This is a genomic window from Pseudomonas sp. 44 R 15 (assembly GCF_900004965.1).
Taxonomy (GTDB): domain Bacteria; phylum Pseudomonadota; class Gammaproteobacteria; order Pseudomonadales; family Pseudomonadaceae; genus Aquipseudomonas; species Aquipseudomonas orientalis_A.
In genome coordinates this window covers 1-20,911 of record NZ_CVTU01000117.1, presented here as the reverse complement: position 1 = coordinate 20,911, position 20,911 = coordinate 1, and the positions used below count along the sequence as shown (strand labels likewise).

General features: G+C 58.6%; 16 protein-coding genes. 9 read left to right on the top strand and 7 right to left on the bottom strand.

What is annotated here, in order from left to right:
* Window position 1: 1 nt before the first annotated feature.
* From BFP93_RS24430 to BFP93_RS24420, 3 genes are all read right to left on the bottom strand, one after another.
* On the bottom strand, window positions 2-3,247 hold the full coding sequence (locus BFP93_RS24430) for a hybrid sensor histidine kinase/response regulator (RefSeq protein WP_065895233.1): 3,246 nt from the start codon (window positions 3,245-3,247) through the stop codon (window positions 2-4).
* Between the two features lie 91 nt (window positions 3,248-3,338).
* Window positions 3,339-4,535, bottom strand: a complete 1,197-nt coding sequence (locus BFP93_RS24425; RefSeq protein WP_065895232.1) for an EAL domain-containing response regulator — start codon at window positions 4,533-4,535, stop codon at window positions 3,339-3,341.
* The gene (locus BFP93_RS24420; protein WP_065895231.1) at window positions 4,532-7,339 is read right to left on the bottom strand and encodes an ATP-binding protein; all 2,808 of its coding nucleotides are present in this window, start codon (window positions 7,337-7,339) and stop codon (window positions 4,532-4,534) included. The genes BFP93_RS24425 and BFP93_RS24420 overlap by 4 nt, the downstream gene beginning before the upstream one ends.
* A gap of 225 nt (window positions 7,340-7,564) precedes the next feature.
* Here BFP93_RS24420 and BFP93_RS24415 point away from each other — a divergent pair, with 225 nt between their 5' ends.
* The 5 genes from BFP93_RS24415 (at window position 7,565) to BFP93_RS24395 (ending at window position 13,666) form a co-directional block, all read left to right on the top strand.
* Window positions 7,565-8,092, top strand: coding sequence for a fimbrial protein (locus BFP93_RS24415; RefSeq protein ID WP_065886707.1), 528 nt, complete (start codon window positions 7,565-7,567; stop codon window positions 8,090-8,092).
* A 90-nt stretch (window positions 8,093-8,182) separates the two neighbouring features.
* On the top strand, window positions 8,183-8,908 hold the full coding sequence (locus BFP93_RS24410; RefSeq protein WP_065895230.1) for a fimbrial biogenesis chaperone: 726 nt from the start codon (window positions 8,183-8,185) through the stop codon (window positions 8,906-8,908).
* A 19-nt stretch (window positions 8,909-8,927) separates the two neighbouring features.
* Complete coding sequence (locus BFP93_RS24405) at window positions 8,928-11,567, top strand: fimbria/pilus outer membrane usher protein (RefSeq protein WP_083205716.1); 2,640 nt, start codon at window positions 8,928-8,930, stop codon at window positions 11,565-11,567.
* 24 nt (window positions 11,568-11,591) lie between these two features.
* Entirely contained in the window at window positions 11,592-12,905 is a 1,314-nt protein-coding gene (locus BFP93_RS24400) for a fimbrial protein (RefSeq protein ID WP_065895229.1), read from the top strand.
* Entirely contained in the window at window positions 12,902-13,666 is a 765-nt protein-coding gene (locus BFP93_RS24395; RefSeq protein ID WP_256095238.1) for a fimbrial biogenesis chaperone, read from the top strand. Before BFP93_RS24400 ends, BFP93_RS24395 begins: the two co-directional genes overlap by 4 nt.
* A 1,139-nt stretch (window positions 13,667-14,805) precedes the next feature.
* On the opposite strand, the gene BFP93_RS24385 is transcribed toward BFP93_RS24395, so the two are convergent.
* From BFP93_RS24385 to BFP93_RS28735, 3 genes are read right to left on the bottom strand one after another with little or no spacing between them, the layout of a single operon-like run.
* Entirely contained in the window at window positions 14,806-15,459 is a 654-nt protein-coding gene (locus BFP93_RS24385; protein ID WP_141688010.1) for a hypothetical protein, read from the bottom strand.
* A 7-nt stretch (window positions 15,460-15,466) separates the two neighbouring features.
* Window positions 15,467-16,504, bottom strand: coding sequence for an ImmA/IrrE family metallo-endopeptidase (locus BFP93_RS24380; protein WP_065895226.1), 1,038 nt, complete (start codon window positions 16,502-16,504; stop codon window positions 15,467-15,469).
* A 30-nt stretch (window positions 16,505-16,534) separates the two neighbouring features.
* Window positions 16,535-16,870 (bottom strand): hypothetical protein, encoded by a 336-nt coding sequence (locus BFP93_RS28735; protein ID WP_141688009.1) that lies wholly within the window; start codon window positions 16,868-16,870, stop codon window positions 16,535-16,537.
* A gap of 116 nt (window positions 16,871-16,986) precedes the next feature.
* On the opposite strand from BFP93_RS28735, the gene BFP93_RS24375 reads away from it, so the two are divergent.
* The 4 genes from BFP93_RS24375 to BFP93_RS24355 all read left to right on the top strand — a co-directional run bounded on the left by BFP93_RS24375 (window position 16,987) and on the right by BFP93_RS24355 (window position 20,261).
* Window positions 16,987-17,640, top strand: a complete 654-nt coding sequence (locus tag BFP93_RS24375) for a sce7726 family protein (protein ID WP_065895225.1) — start codon at window positions 16,987-16,989, stop codon at window positions 17,638-17,640.
* A 329-nt stretch (window positions 17,641-17,969) separates the two neighbouring features.
* On the top strand, window positions 17,970-18,302 hold the full coding sequence (locus BFP93_RS24365) for an IS66-like element accessory protein TnpA (RefSeq protein WP_065892569.1): 333 nt from the start codon (window positions 17,970-17,972) through the stop codon (window positions 18,300-18,302).
* The gene (gene tnpB, locus BFP93_RS29435) at window positions 18,299-18,634 is read left to right on the top strand and encodes an IS66 family insertion sequence element accessory protein TnpB (protein WP_065892568.1); all 336 of its coding nucleotides are present in this window, start codon (window positions 18,299-18,301) and stop codon (window positions 18,632-18,634) included. The genes BFP93_RS24365 and tnpB overlap by 4 nt, the downstream gene beginning before the upstream one ends.
* 61 nt (window positions 18,635-18,695) lie before the next feature.
* Complete coding sequence (locus BFP93_RS24355) at window positions 18,696-20,261, top strand: IS66 family transposase (protein ID WP_065892567.1); 1,566 nt, start codon at window positions 18,696-18,698, stop codon at window positions 20,259-20,261.
* A gap of 38 nt (window positions 20,262-20,299) precedes the next feature.
* Here BFP93_RS24355 and BFP93_RS24350 read toward each other — a convergent pair whose 3' ends face one another.
* The gene (locus BFP93_RS24350) at window positions 20,300-20,782 is read right to left on the bottom strand and encodes a GNAT family N-acetyltransferase (protein WP_065892572.1); all 483 of its coding nucleotides are present in this window, start codon (window positions 20,780-20,782) and stop codon (window positions 20,300-20,302) included.
* Between the last annotated feature and the right edge of the window lie 129 nt (window positions 20,783-20,911).

The window sequence follows — 20,911 nt, the reverse complement described above, 5'->3', positions numbered from 1 at the left end:
TCTACCTGTCCGATGGTTGGCCCTGTGAGCCAGGGTTGAGCGCGAGGGCGTCCAGTACCGCTTCCAGGCGCTGTAGCAGGTTGCGCACCCGCGTGGCCAGGCTCGTGGTTAACGAGCCTTTGTACAGCGCCTCCTCCAGCGCATTGCAGGCAGCGCTCAAGCGCGAAGCACGCACCGATGCGAGTGAGCCATTCATGCGGTGCAAGTGCCGCACGACCTGTTCCTTGTCAGCGGCGTCGAGGCCCTGGCGCGTCAAGCGCATGTCGTCCTGCATGGTGGTGATGAACAACTGGTGCATGCTCGCGGAAAACGAACTCCACCCATCCATATCGCCCTGCTGCAGGCGGGTATCTTCGAGCGGCTCGACCCCGCGCTCGCCGCAATAGCGCAGCAGGGTTTTGCGCAACGCATCCAGGCTCAAGGGTTTGACCACCCACGTGTCCATGCCCGCAGCCAGGCACTGCTCGCCTTCTTCCCTCAGGGCATTAGCGGTGACGCCAATAATCGGCATTTGCCCGTCGCGTTCGCGCAGGGCTCGGGTCAGGCCATAGCCGTCGAGCCGTGGCATGTTGATGTCGGTGATGATCAGGTCAAAGGCGCCAGGCGACCAGCGTTGCAGCGCGTCTTCACCGTCTTCAGCGACAACGACGGCGGCGCCCAGTGCTTCCAGTTGTTCCTGCAAAATGGCGCGGTTGATCGGGTTGTCTTCAGCCACCAACACTCTTAGCCCCACAGGCTGGGCGATGGCGGCTTCGGTTGCTCCGTACGGCTTGACGCTGCCCGGGCGCGCTTGCGACAGCGTACGGGCAATGCCGCGTATGTCGTAGGCGTTGACCGTCCAGCTCTGCGCCAACGCGTGGGCATACGGTGCGCCGAGTTCGGTGGCGGTAATGTGCCGGCCCTTCCAAACCGCTTGCTGGCCGGGACCGGTCACGCTGTCCAGCAGCAATTCATTTTCATCACCCTCGTAACCCGACGGCAGTGCGAGCGCGCGAGCGCCCCAACGGTTAAGCCAGTCGATCAGCGATTGCTCAAGCTCCTTGAACGGTGCCCGTACGTAAACCGCCAACCCTTGCAGCTCGATGGCCGCACACTCCGGCAATGGGCCGGGGACGATGGGCACGCGTTGATGCAGAGAGAAACTGCTGCCCAGCCCCGGCTCGCTGACCACCCGCAGTTGCGCGCCCATCAGCTCGCTCAAGCGTGAGCAGATCGACAAACCAAGACCCGCTCCGCCCGCCTGCTGGCTGCCAGCCAGTTGCGAGAACGGCTTGAACAATTGCCCCAGTTGCTTTTCGCTGATGCCGGCGCCGGTGTCGGACACCTGCCATTGCAACGTTGCGTGATCCGGCTCCAGGTCCGTCACCTTGAGGCGCACGATTACCCGCCCGGAATCGGTGAACTTGATCGCATTACTGAGCAAATTATTGAGGATCTGCCGAATGCGCCCAGGGTCGCCGCTCATCAGCGCCGGCACGTTCGCGTCCACACAGGCGAAGACCTGCAAGCCTTTGTTGAGCGCGGCGGCCGCGTAGCTGTTGACCGCATCTTCGAAGATGTCCAGCGGGCAGAACGCCACGGTTTCCAGCGCCATCTGCCCGGACTCGATTTTCGACACGTCCAGCACATCGCTGATCAACTGAAACAACACCGCCGAGGAGCGCTCGATGGTCTGCAGGTAGTCTTGCTGGCGGGCGTCGAGCGGGGTCAGCCCCAACAACTCCAGGTTGCCCAGCACGCCGTACAGCGGCGTGCGGATTTCATGGCTCATGGTCGCCAGGAACAGCGTCTTGGCCGCACTCGCCTCGTCGGCGGAACGCTTGGCCTGCTCCAGCAACTGCGCATCGTCGACATGCCGAGTGATATCGTTGAACCCGCAGAGCACCACGTCTTCGTCCTGATAGCGACTGAACCTGAACGACACCAGCAAATGCCGCCCGGCCACCTCGATTTGCATCTCACGCGGGTCTTCGTTGCGATAGTCGCGGTTGAGCAGGCCGATCAGCTCTGCGGTTCCTTGCCATTCCTGGGCGCGCTGGTTTTCCAGCAACACCTTGCTGTTGTTGCGCTGCACCACGCAAAACCCCACCGGCGCGCTCTGCAGCATGGCGCGGTTGAATTCCTCGCTCTCGGTCAGCAAGCGTGTGGCGCGTAACGCCGGCTCGACGATGCCAGCGCGGTACCAGCGGTTGATCCGCCAGCCCAGGAACACCGCGAGCAGAAACGCCGCCGCTGTGCCCAGCAATGACCACTTGGCGAAGCGAAAGAAGTTTTCATAGCTGATGGTGTACAAACCCACCCATTGATCCTTGCCGGTGGACACCACCTTGAAGCGCAAACCTTCGGCGCCCAGACTCATGCCCACCGGCAGTGACGCTGAATCCTTGGCATCACCCAGCAATATTTCGCCTGCCGGCGAGATCAGCGTGACGCGGTGGTCGATCGGGCGTATCAGCAAGCGGTCCAGGTCGTTGATCTGCCCGGCGTCCAACAACGCCGCGACCGTCAGCAGGCCGTCATCCCTGTGTTCGGGCATGACCAACGGATTAATGTCCAGGCCGATAAACGCCACAATCGTTTCGGAACCCTGCAACAGCCCTGGGGGTGCGCGCATCCAGCTCACACGCCGGTTGTTGAGTTGTTCGTGACGGGGGAGGAGCCCTTGGTGGAGGCGCGACGTCACGTCAAAGAAGTTGCTCTTGAGCAACACCGATGCCTTGCGCGTGCCATCGACGCCCGGAATCGCGATGTTGAACTGGTCGGTCGGCGAAAACAGGAATATCTGCGGCGCCGAATAGAACGAGCTGGCCCAGAATGCGCTGTAGTAATCGGTCAGTTGCACGCCCAGCGAATAGCCGCCCTGCAACTGCTGCAGGTCGTAATGCTTGCGCTCGCTCAGGGTAAACGGCTGGGACAGGGCCAGGCCGTGGTTCTGGAACACGCGCTCCTGGCCTTTCTGCAGGATCTCGACACGGGACACGGGGCGGATGTCGGTCAGGGTGTTCTGGTTGCTGCGGTCATACGCACTGGCGACGCTGCGCAAAAACGTGTCGTACTCGTGGATGCTTTCGATCAAGCCCGAAAAATGAAAGTCGACCTTGATCCGCTCTTCGTCCAATACCCGTTCGACCGCCCAATAGCACATGCTGACCAGCAGCACGGTGAGACCGGCGAGTACCAGCAATAGCTTGTTGATTCGTTGAGAGCTCAAGGCGAAGACGCCGAACTTCAGGCTTGCATTTTTCATCACCGACGCCCCGGGTGCAGGAATGAGGCGGCGGGGAGTTTCTCCGCCACTGTTGCCATTCCATGGCGCGCTACAGGTAGACAATTTGGCTTCAATTTAGTGCTGGCTTAAAGCCATCTTCACGCAGCAATTCCAGAAATCTTTCAGGCGAGACCGCCGCACAAATCAAAAAGCCCTGCGCCTGATCACACTGGATCTTGCGCAAGAACTCTAGCTCGTCTTTGGTTTCCACACCTTCTGCGGTGACGATCAGGCCCAGCTTGCGGCTCAGCTCGACAATGCTCTGTAGCGCGGTGGCGAGGCTGTCGTTGTCGACACAACCGTGAACCAGCGAGCGGTCGATCTTCAGTTCACTGAAGGGCGTAGACACCAGGTTGAAATAGGAGCTCAGGCCTTTGCCGAAGTCATCCTGCGCCAGCCCGAAGCCTTTCATGCGCAAGCGGCAGGCGCCGGCATAATAATCGCTGAGCGACTCGGTGGTGGATGTCTCCAGCAGTTCGAAGCCGATCGAGGCGGGTTCGGCGCCCAATGCCAGCACGCGGTCATGCAGGCGATCGGCAAGGTCAGGGCTGTCGAGCAAGTGGGTCGGCAGGTTGATGGATACCGGCACTTCGCAGCCCCGGCGCCGCCAGAACGCCTGGGCTTCGATGGTCTGCTCCAGCATCAGCCACAGCAATGCTTCCTCCAGCCCGAAGCATTGCAGCGACGGCAGAAAATCCCTGGGCAGCAACGTCCCCTGCTGCGGGTGTCGCCAACGCACCAGCGCTTCAGCGCTGCACACCCTGCCGTCACGCAGGGATTTTTTCGGTTGGAACCACGCCTGTATTTCTCCACTCTGCATGGCGGCCAACAGGCACTGGCGAGCCGGCTGCAGCGGATGGTTGCGGGCGACATCCAGGTCGCTGCGGCGCTTATCGAGGCACGCGCGCAGGCGCAGGATATCGCACGCCTCCACCGGCTTTGAAATCAGCCCGAGCACCTCCAGGCTCAGGTTCTTCGCCACCAGCCCGGCACTCACTAACATGCGCCGCGAGGCCACGCTCATCAGCGCCAGGGCCGGCGCGTTGTCGAGCCTGGCGATGCTCTGGATCAGCTGCACACCGTCCATCACGGGCATGAACAAGTCCGTCACTACCAGGTCGTAGGGCTGCGCATTCAGGCGCTGCAGCGCCGTAGCGCCATCCCACACGGCCTCCGCCTGGAACCCACCCAAGGTACCGAACAGGTTGCGCAAAAATTCATGCTGAAACGGGTGGTCTTCAACAATCAGCACCCGATAGGGTTTCAATTGCCACTCCTTTGGTAAGGTTCCAGGCAGGTGTACAGCGTGCGCAAGGCAAACGGCTTGACCAGGCAGCGGTTCATGCCGGCCTGCAGGCACCGCTCGCCTTCTTCGCTCATTGCGTTCGCGGTGGCGCCGATAATCGGCAAGTGGCAGTCGAGGCTGCGCAATGTGGCGGTCAGTTCGTAGCCGTTCATGCGCGGCATATTGATGTCAGTGAGGATCAGGTCGAACGTCGACTGGCGCCACATCTCCAGCGCCGTGAGCCCATCTCCGGCCAGTTCGACTGTACAGCCGAGCTCTTCGAGTTGATCGCGCAGAATCAGCTGGTTGATAACGTTGTCTTCGGCCACCAGCACGTGGATGCCCAGGTTGAATACCGGATAGCTTTGCGCCGGTGCCGCCGCGCCGCGCATGAGTTGCCCTTGAGCAGCGCCGACCGCCTTGCGCAGGGCTTTGAGGCTATTGAAACTGACCACGCCGACCGGATTGCTCAATGCCTCATCGTGCAAGTCACCGATCGCCAGCACCCGCGGGCCCTGCCAGTGTGCAGCCAGGGTCTCGCCCAGTCGGCCGGGATGCAGTTCAACCAGCACCGCGCCCTCGGTCGTGTCATAAGCCTTGGGCAACCCCACTTGGGCGCGCGCGCCCCAGCGGCACAACCAGCCGCAGATGCTCTCGGCCAGCTCACGTATCGGCGAGACCACGCAGACCAGCTCCGGCAACAGTTCGTCAGCGCCCGCCGAGGGCTCCAATGCAGACAACTGCTCAAGGGGCAGGTGCAAGGTAAAGCTGCTGCCCAGGCCCGGCTCGCTCACCACTCGCATGCTGCCGTTCATCAGGTGCATCAAGCGCTTGCAGATGGACAGGCCCAAGCCGGTGCCGGCGACCACGTGAGTATTACCATCGGCCTGATAAAAAGGCTCAAACAGGTGTTGCTGGTCTTCGTGGGAGATGCCTTTGCCAGTGTCAGAGACTTGCCAGTGCAACATCACGCGCTCACCGTCGCGGCTGTCGAGTTTGACGCGCAGGATGATTCGCCCACTGTCGGTGAATTTCAGCGCATTGTTGAGCAGGTTACTGAGGATCTGCCGCAGGCGGCTGACGTCGCCATTGAGCCAATCCGGCAGTTGCGGATCGACACAGGCAAACAACTGCAGGCCCTTGCGGTGAGCGGCGGCGGCATAGCCGTGAATCACTTCCTCGATCAGCTCCAGAGGTGAGAAGCGGTTGCACTCCAGTTGCAACTGACCCGCCTCGATACGCGACACATCCAGCACGTCGCTGATCAACTGCAACAAGTTGGCAGAAGAGCCCTCGATGGCCTGCAGATAACTTCTTTGCTGATCGCTCAATTCGGTGCGTGCCAACAATTCCAGGGTGCCCAGCACGCCGTACAACGGCGTGCGGATTTCATGGCTCATGGTCGCCAGGAACAGGGTCTTGGCCTCGTTGGCCGCGTCAGCCATACGCCGTGCGTGGTCGAGCGCCACTTCCACCTGCTTGCGTGCGCTGATATCGCTGAACGCGCAAATCAACACATCCTCGCGCTTGTAGCGAGTGCGCGCGAAGCTCAGATACAGGTGTCGACCGTCGGCCAATTGCAGCTCGTCGAAGGTGTTGTGTTCGGCATCATCAAAGCCGCGACGAATCCAGTCTGCACTGCGTTGCTCGCGTTCCTGGCTGTGGCCGATCCACTGCGTATACAGCGGATTATCAAGCACCACCTCGCCGTTCTGGCGACGCAGCACGCACAGCGCAACCGGTGCGATGCGGATGACCGCTCGGCTGAACGCCTCGCTTTCCACCAGCGCTTCAATACGGTTGCTGGCCGGAATGATCAGGCGCTGATCAATGCGCCGCATCAGCCAGATCATCAGCCAGGTAAAGAGCAAGCACAGCGCCAGGCAGGTCAGCACGGGGGATATCAGCGCGGAGAACAGCGCTTGCATGTCGAGGGCGTAGACGATTTGCCAGTTGGAAAAGCCCAGCTGTTTACGAATCGCCAGATGATCCGGCAACCAGTGGCCGCCCACCAGGCCGAACGACTGGGGCGCCGGTAGTTGGGCCAATTCCTGGCGCAGTGACTGGCCTTGCGCACTGTCAAAAATCAGCTCGCCGCGGGCATCGAGCAAGATGAACTGGCCGGCGTTTTCGTTGTGCAGGGCGCTCAGCAGGTCGGGCGACTCGACTTCCAGGCCCAGCCACCCCGACTGCGGGCTGCGGTCATCCAGCCGGGTGAAGATGTACAGCGGCGAATCATCGCGCTCAGGGTCGGTGAGCCACAGCTCGTCAACGCTGCTGTTGTCTTGTGCGTTGAGCCGTTCCAGCAAATGTGGAGCAATCAGTTGGACCGGTTCGCGCGCGGGATTCAGGCGCAGGACCTCGGCCCGGTCGCCGGTCGCGACGTACAGCAGGTTCACTTTGTTGAGCCGCAGGTGGTCGGTCATGCGGCGCGTCAGCCAGAGGCTCCAGGCCTGTTTGTCCGACCCCAGGCCGACGTGCACCTCTTCGCCGGCGACCACATTGGCACTGGCGACCGGCGCCGTGGTGCTGCGCACGGCCGCCAGTCGCAGCGTATCGAGCAGCGTCTGGCGGCTGACAAAAAAACTTTGCGCGTTGGCGATTGCCGCATTCATGTAGCTGCGCCGCAGGGATATTTCCTGGCTCAAGGTGGCGCTCACGTAGCTGTAGACGCCAGCGTAGAACCCCAGCACGAGAGCGATAAACAACAGGCGCAGTAGCTTTCTCGCCGCCGCGGGGGTGGAGAGCGACGTGTCGAGCGGAGGTAAGGCTTGGCGTAGTTTCATCAGGGAACGTTAAGCCAAGGCCCGGGCCCTCGGAATAAGACGATCCTCAAAGTCGCAGACGGTGCTGTCGGCGCTCCCCCCGGCGTGACTTTTAAGAATCGCCTGATTAAACCCCGCACTTGCTCTCCCTAAGATTGCGGCGCCTGGACAAGCACCGTTACGCCCGTCGGCGAACCGGACAGCCTCCATGCATTGTCCTAATCACCGTTAATGAGGAGTTCCACCATGAAGCGTATTGCCTTGATCCTGGCGATGACCGCCGCGCCCGCCCTGACCTTCGCCGCGGGCCAGAACACCATCACGTTCACTGGCCAGGTATCGGATCAAACCTGCGCCGTATCGGTTAATGGCAACGCTGCGAACCCGGTGATCCTGATGCCTACCGTCAGCGCAGCCGCCCTGACCGCCGTGGGTAGCACAGCGGGCGAAACGCCGTTCACCATCAGCGTGAGCGGCTGCACCGCACCGACTTCGAACCTGGCCATCAAAACCGCGTTCCTCGGTAACAACGTGACCAGCGCAGGCAACCTGGCCAACGCCGGCACAGCCTCCAACGTGCAAGTACAACTCCTGAACGCCGCCGGCGGTTCTGCTGTGGTACTCAACGGGATTACCTCGGTTTCGGGCCTGACCCTGAACTCCGGCGCCACCAGCGCCAGCCACGATTTCGCCGTTCGCTACATCAGCGAAGCCGGTGCTGCCACCGCCGGTACCGTATCGGCCACCGCTCAATACGCCCTGGATTACCTGTAAGACCAGGCATCTGCCGGGCCGCGTGCCCGGCAGGTTTATCCACACCCCCCGATTCTTTATTCGCTCTGCGCCTGCTGCACGGAGAACACCATGACTCGCCTGAAGAAAACCACCCTGGCCCTGGCGCTGACGCTCGGCACAGCCATGACCTCTTGCGCGCACGCCAGCGTCGTAATGACCGGAACCCGCGTTATCTACCCGGCTCAAGCTCAGGAAAAAGTGGTGCAACTGACCAATCAGGATACCCATCCCTACCTGGTCCAAATGTGGCTCGACACGGGTAACCCGAACCTCACGGCCCAGACTGCCGATGCCCCGTTCATTGCCAGCCCGCAAGTGTTTCGCATGAACCCCAATGCCGGCCAGGTGGTGCGCCTGGTGTTTACCGGCAGCGACCTGCCAAAAGACCGCGAATCGCTGTTCTACCTCAATTTCATGCAGATGCCGGCCATCAAGACCAGCGAACTGCAAGCCAACAAATTGCTGCTCAGTGTCAGTAGCCGCATGAAGCTGTTCTACCGCCCGCAAGGGCTGGCCGGCAGCCCCGACGCGCTGAGCCAGTCGCTGCATTTCAAGCTGCAGGGCAGGGCGGTGATCGCCAGCAATGACAGCGGCTATTTCGCCACCGTGCGCCGTGCCGATGTGGTCAGCCACGGCAAGTCCTACACGCTGTCCCAGGCGTCGATGGTCGCGCCGTTGAGCCACGCCAACTGGCCACTGCCCGCCGGCGCCTCCGCCGCAGCGGGAGACACCGTGCGCCTGACCCTGGTCAACGACTTCGGTGCGGATGTCGTCACTGATCTGCCGCTTCTCTGATCCGCCCGGAGTATTCGTCATGCCTACTCGTCGCGTATCAACATTCAAACTGGATTGTGCACGCGCACACCACCCCTGGTTGCGCGGTTTCGTTCACTCAAGCCTGCTTGGCGCGCTCAGCCTGGTCAGCCCGGGTATTGCCCTTGCGCAAAGCGCTACGGCCACGCCCGGCGACGCCTATGTGTTCGACGACAACATGCTGTTCGGCGGCGGTTCGCTGGCACGCTTCAACAAGGTCAACGCCATCGAGCCAGGCCAATACCGGGTGGACTTGTTTATCAACGGCCGCTTTATCGACCGCGTCGACCTGCGCTTCGCCGACCAAGGCGCAGGCGATGTTCAGCCCTGTCTGCCCGTCGTGCTGCTGGAAAGCGGCGGCGTACTGAAAAGCGCCATCCAGTCGCCAGCGACCGCGCAGTGCCTGGTGCTCGGCAATGCCGTCGAGGGCGCATCGACTGCCTTCGATTTTGGGCGCATGCGCTTGGACTTGAAGGTGCCGCAGAGCCTGATGCAGAAAACACCAAGGGGCTACGTTGCTCCGCAGAACCTCGACGGCGGCGACACCATCGGCTTCGTCAACTACAGCGCCAGCCAGTACCACGTCACGCGCACCGGCAACTTCAGCGGCAGTTCCGACTCCAGTTACCTGGCCCTCAACAGCGGCTTGAACGTGGGGCTGTGGCGCCTGCGCCAACAAGGCAACTTGCGTTACGACACCGACAACGGCAGTCACTGGAACACCACGCGCACTTACGTCCAACGTGCGCTGCCCGGGCTGCAAGGCGAAATGACCGCAGGCCAGGGGTTTACCTCGGGTCGGTTCTTTTCCGGCATGAGCTACACCGGGGTGGAGATCGCCTCCGACGACCGCATGCTGCCGGAGTCTGTGCGCGGTTATGCGCCGACGGTCCGCGGGATTGCCAAGACCAACGCGCAGGTCATCGTGCGCCAGAACGGCAATGACATTTACCAGACCACCGTCGCGCCCGGTCCTTTCGAGATCAGCGACCTCTATTCCACCAGCTACAACGGCGACCTTGACGTTTCGGTGGTCGAGGCCGACGGCAGCGTCAGTCGTTTTACCGTACCGTTTTCGGCGGTGCCTGAATCGCTGCGTCCCGGCCTTTCGCGCTACAGCATGGCGCTGGGCCGAAGCCGTGACTTGGGCGACCACGACCCGTTCAGCGAGATGACCTACCAGCGCGGGCTGACCAACAGCGTGACCGCCAACAGCGGCTTGCGCCTCGCCGAGGGCTACCAGGCGATGGTGCTGGGCGGCGTCTACGCCAGCAGCCTCGGCGCGTTCGGGCTGGACACCACCTACTCGCGCGCCAACCTGCCGAACGAAGGCAAGCTCGATGGCTGGATGGCGCGGCTGTCTTACAGCCGCACGTTCCAGCCGACCAACACCACCTTGTCGATTGCCGGCTACCGCTATTCCACCGAAGGCTATCGCGACCTCGGCGACGTGCTGGGTGTGCGCGAGTCGCTGCGCAACAACCAGACCTGGGAGTCGACGAGCTACATGCAACGCTCGCGCTTCGAGGTGTCGATCAATCAGAACCTCAAAGAATACGGCAGCGTGTTTTTATCCGGTTCGACCCAAGACTATCGCAGTGGCCGCGAACGCGACACGCAGCTTCAATTTGGCTGGGCCAACACCTTGCGCAACAACGTCAGCGTCAACCTCTCGGTGTCGCGCCAGAGCACCGGCAGCTACCTGAACCGGCGCAGCGGTAACTACAACGATCAATTGGGCAACGCTGTGGCAAACAATGGCGTGGGCACCACGCGCACCGCCGGTACCCAGGAGACCGTCACTCTGCTCTCGGTGTCGTTCCCGCTGGGCAGTCCGTCCCGTGCGAACGTGCCGTCGCTGAGCAGCTCGGTGACGCACAGTTCCAGGTCAGGCGACCTTTACCAGACCTCGCTATCAGGCACCCAGGGCGCCGACCAGACCTTGAGCTACAGCGTGGACGTGTCCCGCGATGCCGATCAAAAGCAGAACGTGTGGAGCGCCAACGTTCAGAAATACCTGCCCAACACCTCGATCAGCGCCAGCGCGTCCAAGGGGCAGGATTATTGGCAAGCCTCCGGCAGCGCGCGCGGGGCCCTGGCCGTGCACGGCGGCGGGGTGACTTTCGGGCCGTACCTGGGCGATACCTTTGCCTTGATCGAAGCCAAAGGCGCCAGCGGGGCAAAAGTCATGAACGGCATGGGTGCAACCATCGACAGCGACGGCTACGCGCTGGTGCCGTCGCTAACCCCTTACCGCTACAACACCGTGGCCATCAACCCCGAGGGTATGAGCGAAAAAGCCGAACTGGATGACGGCCAGCGCCGCGTCGCACCGTATGCCGGCGCCGCGGTAAAGGTTGAGTTCAGGACCCGTGTCGGCAACGCCATTCTGGTCAAGGCCGTGCGCCCGGACGGTGAGGCCGTGCCTATGGGCGCCGATGTACTGGACGAAAACGGCAGCGTGATCGGCATGGTTGGCCAAGGCAGCCAGGCGTACCTGCGCACCGAAAAACTCAAGGGCCGCCTGACCGTGCGTTGGGGCGAGGGCGCAGACGAACAGTGCCGGATGCAGTTCGACCTGGCGCGACAGGATGTCAGTCAAGCCCTGATCAAACTCAACAGCGATTGCCGTCGCCCCTGAACCTCTTTGAAATCGGAGCTCCCCATGACTCTTGCTCGCACACTGTTCACTGTGCTTCTAGTTCTCGGCGCCACGCTGGGCGCAAACGCCGAGGCAACCTGCAGACGCGTCTACAACGGCAGTCAGGTCTACGATGGCAACTCGGCGCAACTGACCTTTGGCCGGGTCAACCTCACATCAACCTACCTGCAACCGGTCGGCACGCAGCTGGGTTCGGTGGTGATCTCACCCGCAACGGCACCCGGGCTCACGAGCGAGACAGTGCTGTGGGAGTGCGATGTGAGTGACGCTGACAGTATTTACGAGGTGTTCGCCACCAACGGTGACGACCGGGTGGGCGGCTACTGGGAAATCGGCAACGGTTCAGGGGCTTCGGTCAACGATGGGCTGCCCGGTTACTACGCCACTTGGTTCCCCTATGTCGGGATCAAACTGACGCACCTGAACTCCGGCAAGGTGTTCACACGCTATTGGCAGGACGCCAAAATTACCCAGTACGACACGGTCGGCAGCAAGATCCAGATCAAAGCCAAACACTTGAGCATGATCCAGGGCGACCTGGCTCGCGTGTCCAGCCTGCCGCCCGCGTCGGGCTCGGGAAGTAACTATTGCGGCGGCCAGGCGGCCTCCAGTGGCAGCGGCACCTACAGCTACACGTGTACCCAACCCAATGGCTATGTGCAGTTTCGCGGCGGCGGCATCGCCTCGGACCCCATTGGCTCGGACTCCAATAACCACTACAACTTCTGGGGCGCGGCCAACGGCATCGCGTTTGGCATGCGCTCCGCGTCTTCGATCAGCTACACCGCCACCTGCGTGGCCCGCAACGTCACGCCGGTGGTGAGTTTCTTGCCGATCACCGCAACTGAACTGAACCAGGGCATGACGCGCAGCAGTGACTTCACTATCGGCCTGGAATGCAGCAACACCGCAAGCTCCGGCACTGCCAACAACCAGACTGCATTGGGTATTCAAGTGGCCTACAGCGCGTATACCCAGGCCCAGTCGCTGGGACTGTTGACGGGTGGCGGCGGGGTTACCTACCTGGTATCCAACGGCTACGGCACCGACCCTTCGGTCGCGACCGGCGTGGGGATCAGCTTGCGCAACGCCAGCAACGGCAACACGATGAATTTCCTCGGATGGTCAGGCACCGGCACGGGCGCCACCGGTGGCTGGTACCCGGTGCTGGCGGGCGCCAGCAATGCCGGCAGCAGTACGTCCGGCTACACCAGCTACCTGCAGACGATCACCGCGACCCTCAGTACTTTGCCAGGCGCAACGGCCAAGCCGGGCAGGGTGAACGCCACCGCTTACGTCTTGGTGAAGGTGCAATGATCAAGTTGATGTTCTACGCAGTGCTGGTGTGGGCATGCTTTGCGATGAGCGCGTCCTCCATTTCGCATGCCGGCGTGATGCCCGAGCAGACCCGGTTGATTTTCCATGAGGGCCAGACCCAACGCTCGTTGATGCTCGCCAATACCAACCCGTATCCGGTGGTGGTGCAAACCTGGATCGACGACGGCGAAGGCAACCGTGCGCCGGAAAACTCAACCTCGGCGATGATCGCGCTGCCCTCGGTATTTCGTCTGCAACCTCAAGCGTTGCAGGGCCTACGCATTGTTTACGACGGCAGCGCGTTGCCCAAGGACCGCGAGTCGGTGAGCTGGCTGAACCTGTACGAAATCCCGCCGGCTAAGACCGATGCGCCGGCGCTGCCTACGCGCATTGCCGTAACGATGAACACCCAAATGAAAATTTTCTACCGTCCCGCTCACCTGCCCAGCCAACCGGAAAGCATGGCGGGTAGCCTGACGTTTCGGATTGAACAGCAGGCCGGTGCCTGGGTGCTGGTATGCCATAACCCAAGCCCCTATCACGCTTCGTTTTCTTCTTTACGCGTGAGTGCTACAGGACATGAATATCCTGTGGCAAAGGCACTCGACATGATGACCCCACCTTTGAGCGAGAAAACCTACCCACTGGGCCATTTCACCGATGACGCGAGGGCCAGCGTGCCCGTCAACTACACGCTAATCGATGACGAAGGCCATTATCTGGATGGTCACGCAACCGCCTACGTGCACCGAGCGCAGTGATGGACATGGCGAGATTCGCTCCCCTGTGGCAACGTCACCATCGCGCATGCCACCGTTTTATGAGCAAAAAAAAGCCCGCTATCAGCGGGCTTTTTTCTGAAATGACTACCTAACCCCAGGGGCTGGTTGAACCATTTCTTTGTGAAACGTCGCAACTATTCTGTGAACCTGCACCTGATGTAGGGTCACAAAATAGATGACTCGGGAACCCCAGCAAACGCTGGCAGAAAACCATCTTTTTTGTGAGTCCGCCGGCTGGACTCACAAAATAAATGAGAAAAACCTACTCGTCTCACAGAATAGATGCATCCGAGTAGAAAAGTTCTCACTTCAGCCGCTCAACCGTCCATCCAGAGTGTTTGTGTACATAAAGGAAGGAAACGTAAAACTCAGGGGCGGAGCGTGCATGCCGGTGATGCCGTAAAGGTGAGCGCCCATGCCGCCAAGCTTTGGAGCTTGGTTCCGCCAAAAACTCTGGTAGCGGGATAGGATCGTTGACACCTAAGAGGCCCGAGCTATGACCCCTCCGTCTATATATAGAAGCAATGCACTCACCGGTTAGCACCTTCTTTACAAGCCAGGGCCTCAGATCATTCAGCAGCTTTTCGTTTTCAAGACAACAGAAGCCACGTCAAAAATGCTGAGGGTCCAGCCAGGCCGTATTTGGCATTTGTTGCCCTGAGATGCACGCCCACCCCAGAAACTGGAGAATGGGGAGAACGTAGGTAATAACCCGAACTCTCCCATTCGCCCCCCTGGCGATGACACATAGGCCAGTCCTAACCGGATCACGGTTGCTTGAACCTATCATGGGAGGCAAGGCTGGGCTGGAATTGACGGCGTGAAGATGGATGACCGTGCGGACGAAGGACTCAACAGAAATCCGCACAAGAGCCCCCCTCTCTGTGCTGATCGTAATGATGTCAGCACCATTTTGATAAATAGTGAACTGCCGTGCACGTTGCTGATCCGGTGTGAGGAATCTCATACCAATGGGCAGCGTGTTGAGCTGAGCCATGAGGGTCTCGCGAACTGTTTCGGGATGCATAAAGATCTCTTGAGAAATGAACCTTCAGCTTAATTAGTGTAAGGATCATCCCCAAGTACTTTTATCAACGTATAGACCTGGGGCCATCCTTTCAAATGAGATGGCGGGCATCGCATAGCAGTGCTCGTGATATGTACTTTCCACCTGTGGAGGATCGTAGATTATCCATATAGCTTTCGAGCCCAGTTCTCACGCATGCGTAGTCACTCGGCGCAGCCCGCCCAAAAATGATGCTCAATGCAGTGTCGACCTCAGGCCTCGCTCGGACTTTTTCCGAGATAACGGCGAGACCCACGCTTTCCAAAATGATAAACAACGCTTCCTCAAGGCAAATCAAACGGGCCCAAAGCGCATCTATCACAGGCTCGTCATCAACCTGAGCGAGAGCTACGAATGCTCTCTTGTCGCCACTGATTACTGAATCCTCTTCGGCTTCATGCAACGCAGCAAACAGCGTCGCTTCTCCAGAATCTAAATCAGGTCGATTCAAGCCGAGTATGGGATTCGCAGTATCAGCTACCACGATTACTTCCGATGCAGCGTCGATCAATTGGTTGGCGAGTTCAAGCGCTTCAGCCGAGCCCAATCTGGCTAAAGCGGAAGCCGGGTTGGCCAACTTGAGTTGGAATCGAAGCTGAGGGAGGACAGCGAATCCTTCAAGCCCGCATCCCAGAGCCATAGCCAGCTCATTTAGCAGATGGTATTGGCAGATTTTGCGGGCCACGTCGCTGTCGAGTAAGTACAAGGAATACCTACCCCCCAAATCCTTGAATGAACAAAACGTGTTCCTGGTTTTCTTCACTCAGCGATTCTAAGACCGTGTTAGCCCTGAATTTTTGCTCCACAAGCTCAATGGCACCAATCGGATTGGGCATAAAGTTGAGCGCTTGGTTAGCTCTTGCCCAGTCATCATGCTCCTTGGCGTAAGAAAGAATCAGATGACCCGGATCAATCGCGTGCGCTCGACCAACCGACATCGCGCTTGATGCGAGCGTCGCAGCAGAATCTGGACGACCCATTTCACGTACGGGGTTGGGGTGCCCGTTTCTCAATAAAGCGAGAGCAAATGCATCAGCCTCACGCTCTTCGCCATCCTTTCGAACCACCTGGCTGCCCAAGAGGGTATCGGTAACACCAGAAATGTCCTCATCAATAAGGACACCATTATCCTCAAGGTGACCGCATAGAATGTGAGCCAACTCGTGGGCCAAAACAAAGAGCTGCCTGGAGTGCTGAGCGGTATTGAAGCCCAAAATTATTGTAGGCCGACCGTCTACGTTCACCGTCATTCCGGTCATACGTTTTGTGTTTTTTGGCATTCCTTTTAAAAACAGAACCGGAATCCCACAGGACCAACATAAGTCCAAAAGCCCTTCAAAATCGACAAAGGTTTTTTTCGACTCAGACAGCACCAGCGCACGAATAGCCAATGGATCTGCTTGTGGAGGTTTATACGGTATAGACGTGCAGAAAATTGCCAGCCTTGCTAGGGCTATGCCCAAGCTGGCAGCTATGTTCAGTTCTTCTTCATGGGTGTCACTACGCCGTTTGTAGCGCGCCTGTGGCGCTGCCATTTGGATCTCCAGCGCACCATTTTGACCAAACTGAACGTTCAGACCCAACCGCTGCTTCAAGATCATCGCGAACTGGAAAGCGCCCGCACTCGTTTTGAAAAGACTGTTATCCCACCAATCAGGCAACAGTTTCTCTACATAGGGACGTGGGTATCCAGCTGCTTTCAAGCTATCAAACGCAGATTTCACCGTTATTGGAGTCGTGGCCTCACGCATTGCATCCTCCTATAACGCATTTTTCGAAAATCATTTTCCCATACTCGCTCGACGATGGGCGAAAAGCAGGTCCGCTAAGCGACGAGCGTGTTCTTCACTTCCGTCCCAGATAACACCTAGGGCATCCATCAGGACCTGGGAAGTTGCAGGATTGACGGGATCAACCACAATTGAAACATTCGCATAAATGCATAGCTCACGGATGGTTTTTGTCAGTCTCTTGGGTTGACCGAACAGATTGCGATAGATCTGAGACTGAGAAATTCCTGTGAGCTTAGCTATGCCGGCACTGGATGTCACACCTTGGTCAGCAAAGAATTTCTGAAGCTCTGAGACTACCTGCGCTGTAGATTTATGCATATTCATGCAACAATACTAGCATATTTGCATAAATCTGAAGATGCTCAGGTATCAATCAAAAATGGCTAATTGGGTTATGCTGACCCGCTTTTTTGGCGCCCTGCCAAATCCTGGGACATGAAATGCGCGAAGCCGAGATAAAACGAGCTCTGGCACTGCACCTCAATAGTTTGCCGGAAAATCTTCCTGGCTCATTCCTTGAAGAGGTTGAGTTAAGCGGCGGTGAGATACGTGCCGATCTCGTGCACGTGATGGATATGCACTGCTATGAAATCAAAAGCGAAGCGGACACCCTCAAACGTTTGATTGGTCAGGGGGCTCGTTACGCACGAGTTTTCGATCGAGTTACGCTGGTAACGGCAGAACGACATTTGAAGAAAGCCCTACCGATTCTTCCCTCTTGGTGGGGAATACTCGTCCTACCGGACGAAACCACAGACAAATTCAAACAAATCCGATCAGCAAAACCCAACAAGCGACACGAACCTGATGTGCTTGCCACACTGCTCAAGCGTGATGAGGCTCTTGACCTCCTCGATAAACTTGGTCAGCTACGGGGATGGAAAAGTAAAAGCCTTTACCAGATTCAAGCCCATATCGCCCAGATCCTGAGCCTTGATGAATTACGGCAACATGTTCGAGAGTATCTTCTTAAGCGGGTCGGCCTTTCTCAATCTAACCACTGCCAAGAAGAGCTCATCGTCGAGCTCGAAAACCTCACAACGGATCTGAGCTCTTCCGATCTGTACGAAAAAGCCCGCACTCTTTCTATCTGAAAGGAGGGGACACCCCTCCCTCGATATGTAAAGAACTCACCCTTTGCGCGGAAAGCTTCCCGGCAGGCACGAGTCAGGAATCAGACCACATGGCGAAATCGCAGTCCTTAGCTCTCGGGGAATGGGCTAAACGAATCGATCTTCCCGCCGTGTATGCCAGGTCAGTACTGCTCCTTGACCACTACCGCAATGTGATGACTCCAACCTTCCGTGATGTGGTAATGACGTATCCGTCCGGCGAAGTCATCTACCCAGCCCCGCAAGGCCACGGCATGGTGTGCACTTAAATTTGAGTGGACACCAGGTCTAGCCTTTTAAGCGGGTATTTCATGCAGCCACAACGCCGTTCCTACTCCAAGTCCTTCAAGGCCCAAGTCATTCAAGAGTGCGCCCAGCCCGGCGCTTCGATTGCCAGCATTGCGCTCAGCCATAGCCTCAACGCGAACCTCGTCCACAAATGGATTCGGCTGCACGCGCAGAAAAGCACGGCGCTGCAACCTGCATTCATTCCGGTACCCATGCAGCTGGCCGAAGTGAATTCGCAAGCTGCGTCGCCGAATATCTGTGTCGAAATCCAGCACCCACGCGGTACCGTCAAAGTGAGTTGGCCTACTGAAAGTGCTGTTGCTTGTGCGACCTTTCTTCGAGACTTGCTGCGATGATTCGCATCGACTCCATCTGGCTCGCCACCGAGCCGATGGACATGCGCGCTGGTACCGAGACTGCATTGGCCAGAGTGATTGCGGTGTTTGGTGCGGCGCAGCCGCACTGTGCTTATCTGTTCGCCAACCGCCGCGCTAATCGGATGAAAGTTCTGGTGCATGACGGGTTTGGCATTTGGCTTGCTGCTCGCCGGTTGAACCAAGGCAAGTTCCACTGGCCAGGCATTCGCCATAGCTGTGAAATAGAGTTGGATACCAAGCAACTCCAGGCTTTGGTATTGGGCTTGCCATGGCAACGCGCGGGCTCCGGCGCCGCAATCACACGGCTTTAACGGCTACCATTAGCCTATCGCTCTATCGCCGTGAATTGCCTGCTCTGGCAAAATCGGCACCATGACCTTGCCCAATCTCGACCACCTGAATCCTGAACAACTGCGCGCTTTGGCGGCGCAGTTGATACAGCGTGTCGAGACACTCGACCAGCAAGTCGAGACGATGGGCAAGACGGTCGAAACAATGGGTAAGAAGATCAACCGCGATCAAACGGTGATCGAGAAGCTGACCCATGAGATTGCACAGCTCAAGCGATTCAAGTTTGCCAAGCGTAGCGAGCAGATGAGTCCGCAGCAGGCCAGCTTGCTGGACGATTTGATCGATACCGATATCGCGGCGATTGAGGCTGAGCTTCAAGCATTGCAAACCGCGCCATCGTTGACCGAGAAAAAGCAGAAGCCCAAGCGCACTGCATTGCCGGCTGAGTTTCCACGCACGTTGATCCATCACGAACCGGACAATACTCACTGCCCATGTGGCTGCGTACTGAAACGCATCGGTGAAGACGTCAGCGAGAAACTGGACTACACGCCAGGCGTGTTTACCGTCGAGCGCCATGTCCGTGGCAAGTGGGTCTGCGATGACTGCGAAACGCTGATCCAGGCGCCGGTTCCGGCGCAAGTCATCGACAAGGGCATCCCGACCGCCGGGCTACTTGCCCACGTCATGATCGCCAAGTTTGCTGACCATTTGCCTCTTTACCGTCAGGAATTGATTTTCGGTCGTGCCGGCTTGGCGATTCCACGTTCAACTTTGGCTCAATGGGTTGGCATGACGGGCGTGCAGTTGCAGCCTCTGGTAGATGCGCTGCGCGACGTAGTGCTCGGGCAGCAAGTTATCCATGCCGACGAAACGCCGGTGCAGATGCTGGCTCCGGGCACAAAGAAAACCCACCGCTCTTATGTGTGGGCCTACGCCACCAGTCAGTTCTGCGAAACAGCGGCTGTTGTCTACGACTTCAGCTCCAGCCGCGCTGGGGAGCATGCTCGCAACTTCCTGCAAGACTGGAAGGGCAAGCTGGTGTGTGATGATTTTGGTGGCTACAAGGCTAGCTTCGAACTGGGCGTGACCGAGATCGGCTGCATGGCCCATGCACGGCGCAAGTTCTTCGAACTGCACACCACCAACAAGAGCACGCTTGCTGAGCAAGCCCTGCGCTACATCCAGTCGCTGTATGAAATCGAGAGCGAAGTGCGCGACCTGGAGCCGGATTTGCGGCGCCGAATACGGCAAGAAAAAGCCGTCCCGTTGATGGATATGCTGCACGCCTGGATGATCGCCCAGCGCGATCTCGTGCCTGAAGGCTCAGCCATCAGCAGAGCGCTGGATTACAGCCTGAAACGCTGGGCAGCGCTGTCGCGCTACCTCGGTGACGGGGCCGTACCCATAGACAATAATTGGGCGGAGAACCAAATCCGACCATGGGCTCTTGGACGCAAGAATTGGCTCTTCGCAGGGTCGCTACGCAGCGGCAAGCGGGCGGCGGCGATCATGAGCTTGATCCAGTCTGCGCGGCTGAATGGTCATGATCCATACGCCTATCTAAAGGATGTTCTCACGCGCCTGCCGACGCAGCGGGCGAATGAGATTACCGACCTACTGCCGCACAGGTGGATGCCCATCTAACGGTGCAACCTCTGACGGGGCACAGTATCAAGATCTGCCTAGTCGCCCAAATTAACGGAATTACCGTTAATCCGGACATAATAATTATCGAATTCACCGCTTTCGACGAACACGAAGCCATGGCGAGTGTAAAAACGATTTGAAGCGCTTTCCTTGAGAGCACCAACCTTGATGGGACGCCCGATCTCATCAGCCTCTCTGAAAATCTGAGTAAGAACTTCAGAGCCGATTCCTGCTCCTTGAGCACCGGGTATCACATACAAATGGTCAAGCAGAAGCTCGCTCTGATGGTCTTTGATAACGACAAAACCGACCAGATCGCCTGATACTTCTATGCGGCGTGTGCTGTTAGCGTCGAACCCACCAAGAAATCGTTCGCGCGCACGATCTGGGTTAAATCGTCCAAGCCGTTCAAGGCTCTCGCGCATGGCCTCAATCCTGATGGCTACCAGATCTTCCAGGTCGTTATTGGAAGCTGCGCATAAAACGACAGCGGAGTTTTGATCAGCGGAGGCTGGCATAACAAGCACCCTAAACATGGCCGGTCAGTCATTATAGAGAACAGAATCCGCATAACCACTACTGCCTCGGTTCAATGGAGGCGATGGCTCCATATCAGCTTCAGGGGGATGTGTTCGCCGGACGCATAC